The sequence below is a fragment of the Litoreibacter meonggei genome, from assembly GCF_003663885.1.
GTDB classification, from domain to species: domain Bacteria; phylum Pseudomonadota; class Alphaproteobacteria; order Rhodobacterales; family Rhodobacteraceae; genus Litoreibacter; species Litoreibacter meonggei.
This window is the reverse complement of record NZ_RCCE01000011.1, coordinates 20,525-32,917: the sequence shown is the minus strand read 5'-3', so window position 1 is coordinate 32,917 and position 12,393 is coordinate 20,525. Positions and strand designations below refer to the sequence as shown.

Sequence of the window (12,393 nt, the reverse complement as noted above, 5' to 3'; positions counted from 1 at the left end):
GTAGTCGGCGTCCACATCAGCGCGTCAAAGGGCATTAATCGACGGTATCGAGACTTGGTCATCAGTATGGTCATCGCGGTTTCTCGCGGCACGACTAGCGCCTCTGTGGGGCTCCGGAACTTGAGCTAAGAGCTGAATCTCATCGGTGCAACATTAAGTGCCTGAACAGCATGTTGCCTCGGGCAAATCGGATGCGCGCTTGCAAGTCTGACATCGCGTCTCAAACAATAGACACCCGCTTACTTGCGCAAAATCCCAGGTAGGTTCAGCCCTTTTTCACGGGCGCAATCCAGCGCCTCGGCGTAACCCGCGTCGGCGTGGCGCATGACACCTGTAGCGGGATCGTTCCACAACACATTGGCAATGCGCCTGTCAGCATCTGCCGTGCCATCGCAGCAAATAACCATGCCCGAATGTTGCGAAAAGCCCATGCCGACACCGCCTCCGTGGTGCAGAGACACCCATGTGGCCCCTCCTGCAACGTTCAGCATCGCGTTCAGCAACGGCCAGTCAGACACCGCATCCGATCCGTCTTTCATCGCTTCTGTTTCACGATTTGGCGATGCGACAGAGCCTGAATCCAGATGGTCACGGCCAATCACCACAGGAGCGGAAAGCTCGCCCGTGCGCACCATTTCATTGAATGCGAGACCGAGCTTGTCACGCAGGCCCAGCCCGACCCAGCAAATCCGCGCTGGCAGACCTTGAAACGCAATGCGTTCACGCGCCATGTCCAGCCAATTGTGCAGATGCGGATCGTCGATCAGCTCTTTGACTTTGGCATCCGTTTTGTAAATGTCCTCAGGGTCGCCCGACAAAGCACACCACCGGAATGGGCCTATGCCACGGCAAAACAGCGGTCGGATGTAGGCAGGCACGAAACCGGGAAACGCAAAGGCGTTATCCAGCCCTTCGTCAAGCGCGACCTGTCGGATGTTGTTGCCGTAATCAAGCGTCGGAACGCCTGCGTCCCAGAAATCCACCATCGCCTTGACTTGAACCTTCATCGACGCGCGGGCTGCTTTTTCCACCGCTTTGGGATCGCTTTCCTGCCTTTGGCGCCATTCTGCAACGCTCCAACCTTGCGGTAAGTAGCCGTGGATCGGGTCATGCGCAGAGGTTTGGTCAGTGACCATGTCGGGTTTCACGCCGCGCTTTACCAGTTCGGGAAAGACGTCGGCGGCGTTTCCAATCAGGGCCACCGACTTAGCCTCGCCTGCTTTGGTCCAAGTATCGATCAGGGCCAACGCCTCCTCGAGATCATGAGTCTTTTCGTCCACATAGCGCGTGCGCAAACGAAAATCGGCGCGGGTCTCGTCGCACTCGACAGCCAAACAACACGCGCCCGCCATAACAGCAGCCAGCGGTTGCGCGCCGCCCATACCGCCCAAACCACCCGTCAAAATCCAGCGTCCCGACAAGTTGCCATCATAATGCTGTCGCCCCGCCTCCATGAAGGTTTCATAGGTGCCCTGCACGATGCCTTGGGTGCCGATGTAAATCCACGATCCGGCGGTCATCTGACCATACATCGCCAGACCTTTCCTATCGAGCTCGTTGAAATGCTCCCAGGTCGCCCAATGCGGAACGATGTTGGAATTCGCTATCAGCACGCGTGGTGCATCCTTGTGTGTATTGAATACACCGACAGGTTTGCCCGACTGAACCAACAGGGTTTGTGTGTCTTCAAGGTCCTTGAGGGCGGCCACGATCGCGTCAAAATCCTCCCAAGTCCGCGCTGCGCGCCCGATGCCGCCATAGACAACCAGTTCATGCGGGTTCTCAGCGACGTCAGGATGCAGGTTGTTCATCAACATCCGCATGGGGGCCTCGGTCAGCCAGCTTTTGGCAGTAATTTCACTCCCTGTTGGCGGGAAAACGTCACGGGTGTTGTGGCGGGAATGGGTCATTGTGTACCTCCGAAGGTAGGGGTCAGGTCTGCCAAAGCCGAAAGAATTGACGCGAGGTGACCTCGCAAACGGGCCGCCTTGACGGCGTCATAAATCCACGGCGCGGCCTCGTCCTTGAGGTATGTCGATTGCGCCAGTTCCATCTGGATCGACTGAACGCCTGAGGCGGGGGCGGCGTAATGGCGCGTTGTCCACCCACCGCGAAACCGACCGTTTAGCACGCAAGAATACCCCTCCGCTGCGGCGCATATATCCGCGACCGCCGCTTCGGTTTGCGGCGCGCAGGTGGTGCCGTTGTCTGTGCCGATATTGAAATCCGGAAGCGTGCCCTCAAACAGGAACGCAATGCTGGACCGGATCGAATGACAATCATACAAAATCGCGACGCCATGCGATGCGCGCACCCGCGATATCTCGGCCGTCAGCGCCGCATGATAGGGCGCATGGAATGCCTGACGGCGCTGCTCAACTTCCGCCTCGTTTGGCGGCGTGTCCCAAATATCTACACCCTCGAAATCCGTCAGTGGCACAAGTCCGGTTGTATTCTGACCCGGATACAGACTCGTCCCCGTAGGGTCACGATTGGCGTCGATGACGTAGCGGTGAAAGTTGGCTTTGACAGTCGTGACCTGCTCTATCAACCCGTTGTATAGGCGATCTATGTGCCAGTCCGTATCCGCGAGCTTACGGCCCCTGTCATTCAATTTGACTGCGACATCATCCGGCACAAACGTGCCAGCATGCGGCACCCCCAATATGATTGGGCCGGTCCCTTGGGTGACGCTGACAGGGGTCACGTCGCCTGACCTTTGACAAACGCAGACAAGTCAACCGAGGCAGCCAACTCCCCCGTCGCCACCAGCTTCGCCGCGGCTTCAATAGACGGTGCCATGTACCGGTCGTTCAAAATCGTGGGAACTTCAGCGCGCAGGGTGGCCATCGCATTGCTCAATGCCACGCTGGTTTTCAAGGGTGCGCGGAATTCAATGCCCTGCACACCGCACATCGCTTCGACCCCTAAAATCACGTTCAGGTTCTGGTTCATCCGCAGCAACCGCCTTGCAGCATGGGCCGCCATTGACACATGGTCTTCTTGGTTCGCCGACGTCGGCGTGCTATCGGTGGTGCACGGATTAGCTAGGTGTTTGTTCTCGCTCATTAATGCCGCCGTAGTTACCTCGGCAATCATCAGTCCGGAGTTGAGTCCGGGATCCGGCGTCAAGAACGGTGGCAGATCAAAACTCAGCGTGGGATCCACCATCAACGCTACGCGACGCTGCGCGATCGCGCCGATTTCGGACACTGCCACTGCGATCTGATCAGCAGCAAAGCCCACAGGTTCGGCGTGAAAATTGCCGCCAGACACGATCAGTTCATCATCCACCAACACTAGCGGATTGTCGGTAACTGCATTTGCCTCAACCTCCAATGTATTGGCGGCGAAACGCAAAAGGTCCATCGCGGCGCCGGTCACTTGCGGTTGGCAGCGGATACAATAAGGATCTTGCACGCGAGTATCGCCGTCCACATGGCTCTCACGGATTTCGGACCCTTCCATCAAGGCACGTTGTGCCCGGGCAACCGCGATCTGCCCGGCATGCCCGCGCAGCGTGTGGATCGCATCTTGCAATGGCGCAGTCGATCCCATGATCGCATCGGTAGACAGCGCACAAGTCAGCACGGATGTCGCGGCGTTGCGCCAAGCCCCCCAAAGCCCGACCAATGCACAGGCGGTCGAAAATTGCGTGCCATTGATAAGCGCCAAGCCCTCCTTGGCACCCAACTTGATAGGCGTCAGCCCTGCCTTGGCCAAGGCATCACGCGAGGCCATGCGCACACCGTTATACGTCGCCTCGCCCTCACCGATCATCGTTGCTGCCATATGTGCCAGCGGAGCCAGATCGCCCGACGCACCCACCGATCCCTGGCTGGGAATGACGGGCGTGACGCCTGTGGCCAACATGTCCTGCAAAATATCGATCGTGGACATCACAACCCCCGACGCGCCTCGGCCCAAGGACAGCAATTTCAGCGCCATCATCAGACGGGTTGTCGCGCCGTCCAGCGCGTCACCCACACCGCAACAATGCGACAAGATCAGGTTGCGCTGCAATTTCTCGACGTCTTTGGCCGCGATTTTGACGCTCGACAGTTTGCCAAATCCCGTATTGATCCCGTAAATCGCGTCATCCCCACGGGCTGCCTTGGCAACGAGGTCAGATGCAGCCTTAATTCCGGCGTGTGATGACCGGTGTAGGACGGCGGCTTTTCCGCCAGCCCATATGTCGTGCAGTTGTGCCAACGTCGCGGCACCGGGGGTTAGAATGACAGTCATATCGACCCCCTGAAGATGCGAGAATGAAGCGGGTTGAACCCGATGCGATATGACAACTCCGCCGGATGTCCGGCATGCCAGACGCATAAATCTGCCCGCGCGCCGGTGACGATGCGGCCCCGATCCGTCTCACCAAGGGCGGCTGCGGCATGGGCGGTCACGCCCAGCAATGCTTCAAGCGGGGTCATGTGGAACAAGGTGCAGCCCATGTTCATTGCCAGCAACGGCGACACCAGCGGTGATGATCCGGGATTGCAGTCAGTGGCCAGCGCCATGGCCACACCGTTGTCGCGAAACGCCTGGATCGGCGGCACCTGCGTTTCGCGCAATGTATAAAACGCGCCGGGCAGCACGACTGCAATGACACTCGCCGCACCCATGGCCTGTGCGTCCGCTAGCGTCACATATTCCACATGATCCGCGCTCAACGCGCCGTATTTGGCCGCGAGGCGCGCACCGCCAATGTTGGACAACTGCTCGGCATGAAGTTTCACCGGTAAGCCGAGCTCAACCGCCACATCAAACACCCGCGCAATCTGTGTGGCGTCAAACGCGATGCCCTCACAAAACCCGTCAACCGCATCGACAAGCCCTTCTGCGTGTGCGGCCCGCAAAGTCGGAATGCACACGTCGTCAATATAGGCGTCAGCCTTGCCCATATATTCCGCCGGAATCGCGTGCGCGCCCAGAAAGCTGGTCTTGATGTCGACGGGTCGCACACGCGCAATCTGACGGGCCACGCGCAGCATCTTCAACTCGGTGTCGCAATCCAGCCCGTAGCCGGATTTCACCTCGATCATCGTAACGCCTTCGGCGATCATTGCATCGACACGTGTTAACGCATCCGCCAACAAGGTTTCGGTCGATGCGGCGCGTGTCGCGGTCACGGTAGATACGATCCCGCCCCCTGCTCGCGCAACCTCTTCGTAGCTGGCCCCGTTCAGGCGCAGTTCAAACTCACTCGCGCGATTGCCGCCGAAAACAATGTGGCTATGGCAGTCGATCAGGGCTGGCGTAACTAGCCGCCCGCCAAGGTCACGTATCTTGTGTGTGCGGTAAACGTCCGGCACATCGCCCGCCGACCCTACCCACCCAATCCGGTCGCCATCAAGGGCGATAGCCCCATCCGCGATCAGGCCAAAATCATCGTCTCGCTGAAGGGTCACGATCTGCGCGTTGGTCAAAAGCATGAAGATCGACTCGCTTGCAATTACTTATCCTTGATGTTTTTATGTGCATACATAATAATCTGTCAAGCGAGACTACAATGCCAACAGTCTGGGCCGAAACTGCGTTGCTGCCGCAAGGATGGGCACGTCATGTCCGCATCGACATCAACGTGGCAGGACGGATCAGCAACGTGCAGTCGGGCGCACCGGCCTGCGGCACTCAGGTGCCGCTATTGGCTCCCGCGCCCGTCAATGTGCACAGTCATGCATTTCAACGGGCCATGGCCGGTCTTACTGAAACACGAGGCCCCAATCCCAGCGACAGCTTCTGGACCTGGCGACAATTGATGTTCCGATTTCTAGATCGCCTGACCCCTGACCACATCGAGAACATCACCGCCTTCGTTCAGATGGAAATGTTAGAGGCGGGCTTCGCCACCAACGTCGAGTTCCACTACCTGCACCATCAACCGGGGGGCGCGCCTTATGACAACATCGCAGAGACATCGTTCAGGGTCGCGGCGGCAGCAGATCGGTCGGGCATCGGGCTTTGCCTGCTGCCGGTTCACTACGAATTTGGCGGTTGCGACGGGCGCGCTCTCACTGCGGGACAAGTAAGGTTCGGCAATTCGCGTGATCGCTTCCTGACCCTGCACGACGGCGCGACCGCTGCGATAGCGCCCCTGCCCCAAGACGCCAACATCGGCGTCGCCCCACACTCCCTGCGCGCAGTCGGCATGGAGGACTTGAGAACCTATGCGAGCGTTGTTCCGAATGGCCCCATTCATATGCACTTGGCAGAACAGACCGCCGAAGTTGAAGAGGTCGCCAGCCATTGGGGGGGCCGCCCCGTTGAGTGGGCGCTAGACAACATAGGGCTGAGCCGGCGCTGGTGCCTAATTCACTGCACACAAATGACCCCGGCAGAAACGATACGTCTGGCACATTCCGGGGTCGTGGCAGGCCTTTGTCCGATCACCGAAAGCAACCTTGGCGACGGAATATTCGATGGCGTCCACTGGTTGGGTCAGGGCGGAAAGTTCGCCATCGGCTCTGACAGCAACATTCGCATTTCGCTGGCAGAAGAGTTGCGCACGCTCGACTATTCGCAACGCCTGCGCGACGGCACGCGCGCGGCGTTGGCGACGCCCGACCACTCCAACGGTCGGCGCATGTATGACGGCATGCTGCAAGGCGGCGCGCAGGCGGCGCAGCGTCACACAGGTCGCCTTGAAACAGGCTACTTCGCTGACATGCTGGCGCTGGATACCATGTCGGAACACCTCTGGGGCCGCCACGGCGATGCGATCTTAGATGCTTGGATATTTGCCAGCGATGACAGACTTGTCCGTGACGTTTGGTCTGCCGGTCGCCATATGGTAACCGAAGGCAAGCATTCCGCGCGACCGCAGATAGTTGCCGCGTACAAACAGACGCTGACCGCCCTGAAAGATGCCATATGAACACCCCCACCTTTCGCAACTGGCAAAGCGTTCAGAGCGAAGTTTTGCGCCGTATCCATGCGCGCGAATGGAAGCCGGGCGATTTTATTCCAAACGAAACTGACCTGGCCCTAGAATTCGGTTGCGCCCGCACGACCGTGAATCGTGCGCTGCGCGCGCTCGCCGACAGTGGGTTGCTGGATCGCCGCCGAAAGGCAGGCACCCGCGTCGCGGCCCAGCCCGTGGCCAAAGCAATCCTGGATATCGCTGTGATCCGCTCCGAAATCGAAGAGCGCGGGCAGAACTACAGCTACCGGCTCATGGCCCGGCAAACCACCGTACCGCCGGTCACCGTCAGCGCCGCCATGCACACCAACGCCGACGATCCTTTATTGAGTATTCGCGCCCTACACATGTCGGATGACGCGCCCTACGCGTTGGAGGATCGTTGGATCAACACCTCTGTCGTGCCAGCCGCCAAAGACGAAACCTTTCAAGACGTCAGTGCTAACGAATGGTTGTTGAAACACGCCCCCTACACACATGGCGAGATTGTCTTCTCGGCAACAGCAGCAAGCGAAGAAGACAGCGCCATAATGGACTGCCCCGAGCACAGCGCATTGTTCACGATTGATCGCTTAACGTGGGATCAGGGCGCGGCCGTCACGAAGGCTCGTATCCTGTTCGGCCCTGGACACCAGCTGCGCACCGCTTTGTAGGACGCAACCACGCCGGCAAAATCCGCAGTAATCCGTTGAAGCTGACTGGGCTACTGTCCTGATATATTCATGGCTCTCGAACTGTCCACGACACCTAATTTATCACTATGCCCAAGGTCAGGGACGCGTCCGGAATTGGCGTCCAAAACTAGGTAAAGGCGAATCGGCGCAGCAGTCAACCGCCTCACCAAATGCGATGATCGCAGGCGTATTCATGACTTAGGAACCCAGCAACAACTCGCGCAATTTCTCTCACTGCAAGATTGAAAGAAGAGGCAACTATCTGATGTAGTTTACTCTTTTAAATTTCTGCTCTCCCAGAATTTCCATCTCCCACGGTGTTTCGATCCAAAAATCTGATCCGAAAAACAAAAATATTGCAAGCGTATTCAATCGTGACTACCGTAAAGATGCGCGCCCCCTCAACGAGGTGCCCAACTATTGATAATGGCCCATGCACAAGAAAGTGCAAAAGGGTTCTGCTTACCAACGGGAGAAACCGGAATGAACTTGAAAACACTCGCTGCCTCGTGCGCACTCATTGCTTCGGCAGGTGCATCATGGGCTGATTGCGGCATAGAAGCTGGCCGTGTTAATATTATCGGCAACGAATTTCCTGCCATTCAGACCATTGCAGCCGAAGCTGCCGAATGTGCAACTGGCGGCGTTACTATTGAGGCGAACCTGACCGCCGACCACCAAACGCTGAACGTCGCTGGCATGAGCGGCAACCCTGCTGAATATACCAGCGCGATCGTTGCGAACTCCTCCATCGTCGCGTTGATCAATGAAGACGTCATTCGTCCGTTGGATGATCTGGTCGCAGAATTTGGCGCCGACATTCCACAACGCCAGAAGATCACTGTTGGTGGCAAGGTCATGGCGATCGCATTCATGGCGAACGCACAGACGCTAGCCTACCGCTCTGACGTGCTGGAGCAGGTCGGTCTCGACGTGCCTACAACTTACGAAGAAGTGCTTGCAGCTGCTGAAGCCATCCGCGCGGCTGGCATCATGGATCACCCGGTCGGCGGCGCCTATGCAGCCGGTTGGAACATCGCGCAAGAATTCAACAACATGTACCTTGGGCATGGTGGTAAGTTCTTCGAAGACGGCTCGGCTAACGTTTCCATCAACAACCCGCAAGGCGTTGCCACACTGGAAGTGATGAAGGCGCTGACCGAATACATGAACCCTGACTATCTGACGCATGATTCCAACGGCACACAGGCCGAATGGGAAGCAGGCAACGTTGCCCTGATGAATATGTGGGGCAGCCGGATGCAGAACATCATGGATGACGAAGGCTCCGAGCCGCAGGTCTACGAAAACACCAAAGTTGGCGGCCCACTGATGGTTGGCGACAGCGGCGTACCTGCTTCGACATTGTGGTGGGACGGTTGGACCGTGTCCAAAAACATCAGCGACGATGACGCTGCTGCAACGTTCCGCTCCTTGGCTCACGCTGTATCGCCTGAGACATTGACCGACGATACCATGGAACAAGCAGTATGGCTGATCGACGGCTACAAGCCCGCACCGGTTTCCGAAGGCGTCTTGGCAGCGGTTAAAGCTGGCACGGCACCATACCCGATGCTGCCATATATGGGTTTGTTGCACACCGCACTTGGTGACAACGTTGCCGACTTTATGACCGGTAAAGAAAGCGCCGAGCAGACGCTGGCCGATATCGAAGCGGCGTATACAGCTGCCGCTCGTGAGCAAGGTTACATCAAGTAAACCCTCACGACTGAGGGGCGCGCTCCAATGGTGCGCCCCTACACCCCTTTATTTTCCCCGATCCGCGAGGCCCGTGTGCTATGAAACATAGTTCATTCTTTTGGTTCGTCCTTCCGTCAACGGTGCTGATGCTCTTGTTCATCGCCATGCCCATCGTGTCGGTCGTGACCCAGTCGTTCTATACCGCCCATGAACAGGTGATCCTCGAAGTTGAAAACTGCGGCCCCTTCGGTTGTACGCAGGAAACCAGCGTCGACCAAGAAGCAACAGCCGCCCTGCGCGAAGCCGAGCCTTTGGGCAAGTTCGCCGGCTTTGATATTTACACCGACCGCAACCACCTCGCCTTCGGCGAAGTCGCCGCGGCCTGGGTGAAATCAGATGGCTTGCCCGACTTTGGCAGTAGCCTGATGAACCTGCCCTTCTACAAGGCTCTGGGGTTCACACTGACGTACACCGCCATTGTCACACCTCTTACGATTGTGCTGGGCTTCATCGTTGCCATCGCTGTCAACGCGGTTGCAAAGTCCTTACGTGGTCCAACGATCTTCTTTTCACTTCTGCCAATGATCGTGACGCCACTCGTCGGCTCGCTCATTCTGTTCTGGATGGTCGATGCACGCGGTATTTTGGGAACGGGTCTGCAATGGCTTGCGGATGATCCGAACCTGTCGGTCAAGGCGTCGACGGGTCTTATGTGGATCATGCTTATGGTCTATGGCGTTTGGCACGCTGCGCCCTTTGCCTTCGTGGTCTTTTACGCGGGCCTTCAGACCGTCAACACCGACACGCTTGAAAGCGCCATGGTCGACGGCGCAACCCGCTGGGAACGTATCCGCTATGTGGTCGTTCCACACCTGATGCCTCTCGTGACATTCGTGGCGCTGATCCAGTTGATGGACAACTTCCGTGTCTTTGAGCCGATCATCAGTTTTCAGGCGTCAGCTCATGCCACATCACTGTCATATGCGATCTTCAATGATCTGGGCGGCGAAACGCGGCTGCTGTCATCCGCTGCGGCCACATCCGTTCTGACGATCATCGGCATCGGCATTCTCTTGTCCCCCGTCCTTGTCCGGACGTGGCGCGACTTTAACCGCTAGGAGGGGCCGGATATGTCCAGCATCGCAACCAAGCAAACACCCACCGTCAAAATATTGGCCAACGGCTTTTTGATCATGTGGTTGATCGTCGCCGCGTTCCCGTTTCTTTGGACTCTCTGGGGCTCTTTCAAGGTCGAGGGTGACTTCTTCTCGAAAGCGAATTGGGCCAACGCCCTGTTCGGCACCCTGACCCAAAGCGAAACCGGCGGGTCATTCACAGGCGCGGGTTACTACGGCGCTTGGGTCCAGGAAGAGTTCTGGCGCGCCGTAATGAACACCACCATCGTGTGTGTGTGTGTGGTCACGATCTCGCTCACCTTCGGCACGTTGGGCGGCTACGCACTTGCGCGCTCTACGTACCGCTACGCCTTTTGGTTCTTGTTGTTCGCGCTGATGTTCCGCGCAATGCCACCCATTACGCTGGTGTCGGGGTATCTGTTGCCATTCTTCGAATGGAATCTGTGGGGGCGGCTTTCGACGACTATCATCGTGCTTGTCGCACTCAACCAGCCCTTCACGCTTTGGATGCTGCATTCGTTCTTCAAGAACATCCCGCAGGATCTGGATGAAAGCGCAATGGTTGACGGTTGTACGCGCTTTCAAGCCTTCCGGCACGTTATCATTCCGGTCATGTGGCCGGGCGTTATCACCACGGGTCTGTTCAGTTTTCTGCTGGCCTATAACGACTTTGCCGTCACCTCGATGCTGTTGAGCAAGGAAAATCAGACGATGATCCCGAAAATTGCCAGCTTCCTCGGCACCACTCAAACCAAGGGCAACGTTATGTTCGCCGTGTCTGCCGTTGTTTCGGCTACCGCACCGCTGTTCGTGATGGTCATGTTCTTCCAACGTCAAATCGTGAGCGGCCTGACCGCTGGCGCGGTCAAAGGATAAGGGGGCTCAATCATGGCTCGACTACAACTCAAAAACGTCAACAAGCGCTGGGGCTCCTTCGTGGGCGTCGACAACTTCGACCTCGACATTGCAGATCAGGAATTTCTGGTGCTGCTGGGCCCTTCGGGGTGCGGTAAGTCCACGACCATGCGGATGATCGCAGGGCTTGAAGATGTCACTGACGGCGAAATCCTGTTCGATGGCAAGGTCGTCAATGATCTGGAGCCAAAGGACCGCGACATCTCCATGGTGTTCCAGTCCTACGGTCTCTATCCGAATCTGACGGTTTACGAAAACATCCGCTTTCCGTTGAAGGTTCGTAAAGTTCCTAAGGAAAAGCACGACGACATGGTGATGAACGCCGTGCGTATGACCGAGCTTGAGGATTTCATGCATCGCCGTCCTGCCGATTTGTCCGGTGGCCAGCGTCAGCGCGTGGCCCTCGGTCGCGCTATCGTGCGCAAGCCGACTGTGTTCTTGATGGACGAACCGCTGTCCAACCTTGACGCCAAGCTGCGTGTTTCAACACGGGCGCAAATCAAGAACCTGCAATCCAAGCTGAAAACCACGACCGTCTATGTGACCCATGACCAAATCGAGGCCATGACTCTAGCCGACCGTGTCGTCGTGATGAACGCAGGCAAAATCCAGCAGGTCGGTACACCGACGGATATCTATGACACGCCTGCGAACACATTCGTGGCCAGCTTTATCGGGTCGCCAGCTATGAACCTTGTGGAAGGTTTGCTGAAAGACGGCGTATTCGAGGGTGAAAACATCCGTGTCGAAGGCTTGCCAACTGGCCCGTCCGGCAACATCACGCTGGGCTTTCGTGCAGAAGACGCCGAAATCGTTGACGGTGCCGGCCAAATCGAGGCGCCAATGTACTCGATCGAACTGCTCGGAGAAGCATCGATGATCACGTGGCGTCTGGGTGGTGCCCTTGTGTCGATCAAGACGAACAAGGAATACCGCGCTGAGATTGGTGATGTGGTTCGTGCCCGTATCCCTGCCGAGATTTGCCACCTGTTTGACACAGCCACCGGAGAAAGGGTCGCTCTTTAGAGCTCCCAACTAACACTAC

Annotated in this window: 10 protein-coding genes; 6 read left to right on the top strand and 4 right to left on the bottom strand. The window is 57.5% G+C overall.

Going from position 1 to position 12,393, the window contains the following annotated elements:
* Positions 1-239: 239 nt before the first annotated feature.
* The 4 genes from hutU to hutI are packed head-to-tail and all read right to left on the bottom strand — an operon-like array spanning position 240 to position 5,435.
* Positions 240-1,910 carry a urocanate hydratase gene (hutU, locus tag BCF46_RS19400; RefSeq protein ID WP_121028401.1) on the bottom strand — a complete coding sequence of 557 codons (1,671 nt, stop codon included), beginning with the start codon at positions 1,908-1,910 and terminating at the stop codon, positions 240-242.
* A complete protein-coding gene (gene hutG / locus BCF46_RS19395; protein ID WP_121028399.1) occupies positions 1,907-2,707 on the bottom strand; it encodes an N-formylglutamate deformylase in 801 nt (266 codons plus the stop codon). The genes hutU and hutG overlap by 4 nt, the downstream gene beginning before the upstream one ends.
* Positions 2,704-4,245, bottom strand: coding sequence for a histidine ammonia-lyase (gene hutH / locus BCF46_RS19390; RefSeq protein WP_121028397.1), 1,542 nt, complete (start codon positions 4,243-4,245; stop codon positions 2,704-2,706). Before hutH ends, hutG begins: the two co-directional genes overlap by 4 nt.
* On the bottom strand, positions 4,242-5,435 hold the full coding sequence (gene hutI / locus BCF46_RS19385) for an imidazolonepropionase (RefSeq protein WP_121028395.1): 1,194 nt from the start codon (positions 5,433-5,435) through the stop codon (positions 4,242-4,244). Before hutI ends, hutH begins: the two co-directional genes overlap by 4 nt.
* Before the next feature lie 77 nt (positions 5,436-5,512).
* Between hutI and BCF46_RS19380 the strand changes: the two genes are divergently transcribed.
* The 6 genes from BCF46_RS19380 (at position 5,513) to BCF46_RS19355 (ending at position 12,374) form a co-directional block, all read left to right on the top strand.
* Positions 5,513-6,877 carry a formimidoylglutamate deiminase gene (locus BCF46_RS19380; RefSeq protein ID WP_121028393.1) on the top strand — a complete coding sequence of 455 codons (1,365 nt, stop codon included), beginning with the start codon at positions 5,513-5,515 and terminating at the stop codon, positions 6,875-6,877.
* Positions 6,874-7,575 (top strand): histidine utilization transcriptional repressor HutC, encoded by a 702-nt coding sequence (locus tag BCF46_RS19375; RefSeq protein ID WP_121028391.1) that lies wholly within the window; start codon positions 6,874-6,876, stop codon positions 7,573-7,575. Before BCF46_RS19380 ends, BCF46_RS19375 begins: the two co-directional genes overlap by 4 nt.
* A gap of 504 nt (positions 7,576-8,079) precedes the next feature.
* On the top strand, positions 8,080-9,315 hold the full coding sequence (locus BCF46_RS19370) for an ABC transporter substrate-binding protein (protein WP_121028389.1): 1,236 nt from the start codon (positions 8,080-8,082) through the stop codon (positions 9,313-9,315).
* An 80-nt stretch (positions 9,316-9,395) separates the two neighbouring features.
* The gene (locus BCF46_RS19365) at positions 9,396-10,415 is read left to right on the top strand and encodes a carbohydrate ABC transporter permease (protein ID WP_121028387.1); all 1,020 of its coding nucleotides are present in this window, start codon (positions 9,396-9,398) and stop codon (positions 10,413-10,415) included.
* A gap of 12 nt (positions 10,416-10,427) precedes the next feature.
* Entirely contained in the window at positions 10,428-11,309 is an 882-nt protein-coding gene (locus BCF46_RS19360) for a carbohydrate ABC transporter permease (protein WP_121028385.1), read from the top strand.
* Positions 11,310-11,321: 12 nt separating this feature from the next.
* Positions 11,322-12,374 carry an ABC transporter ATP-binding protein gene (locus tag BCF46_RS19355; RefSeq protein WP_121028383.1) on the top strand — a complete coding sequence of 351 codons (1,053 nt, stop codon included), beginning with the start codon at positions 11,322-11,324 and terminating at the stop codon, positions 12,372-12,374.
* Positions 12,375-12,393: the final 19 nt, after the last annotated feature.

Excerpts from the sequence above, each read along its gene's own strand:
- hutU (WP_121028401.1), bottom strand. The coding sequence starts at position 1,910 with ATGACCCATTCCCGCCACAACACCCGTGACGTTTTCCCGCCAACAGGG.
- hutH (WP_121028397.1), bottom strand. The coding sequence starts at position 4,245 with ATGACTGTCATTCTAACCCCCGGTGCCGCGACGTTGGCACAACTGCAC.
- hutI (WP_121028395.1), bottom strand. The coding sequence starts at position 5,435 with ATGCTTTTGACCAACGCGCAGATCGTGACCCTTCAGCGAGACGATGAT.
- BCF46_RS19380 (WP_121028393.1), top strand. The coding sequence starts at position 5,513 with ATGCCAACAGTCTGGGCCGAAACTGCGTTGCTGCCGCAAGGATGGGCA.
- BCF46_RS19375 (WP_121028391.1), top strand. The coding sequence starts at position 6,874 with ATGAACACCCCCACCTTTCGCAACTGGCAAAGCGTTCAGAGCGAAGTT.
- BCF46_RS19370 (WP_121028389.1), top strand. The coding sequence starts at position 8,080 with ATGAACTTGAAAACACTCGCTGCCTCGTGCGCACTCATTGCTTCGGCA.
- BCF46_RS19365 (WP_121028387.1), top strand. The coding sequence starts at position 9,396 with ATGAAACATAGTTCATTCTTTTGGTTCGTCCTTCCGTCAACGGTGCTG.
- BCF46_RS19360 (WP_121028385.1), top strand. The coding sequence starts at position 10,428 with ATGTCCAGCATCGCAACCAAGCAAACACCCACCGTCAAAATATTGGCC.
- BCF46_RS19355 (WP_121028383.1), top strand. The coding sequence starts at position 11,322 with ATGGCTCGACTACAACTCAAAAACGTCAACAAGCGCTGGGGCTCCTTC.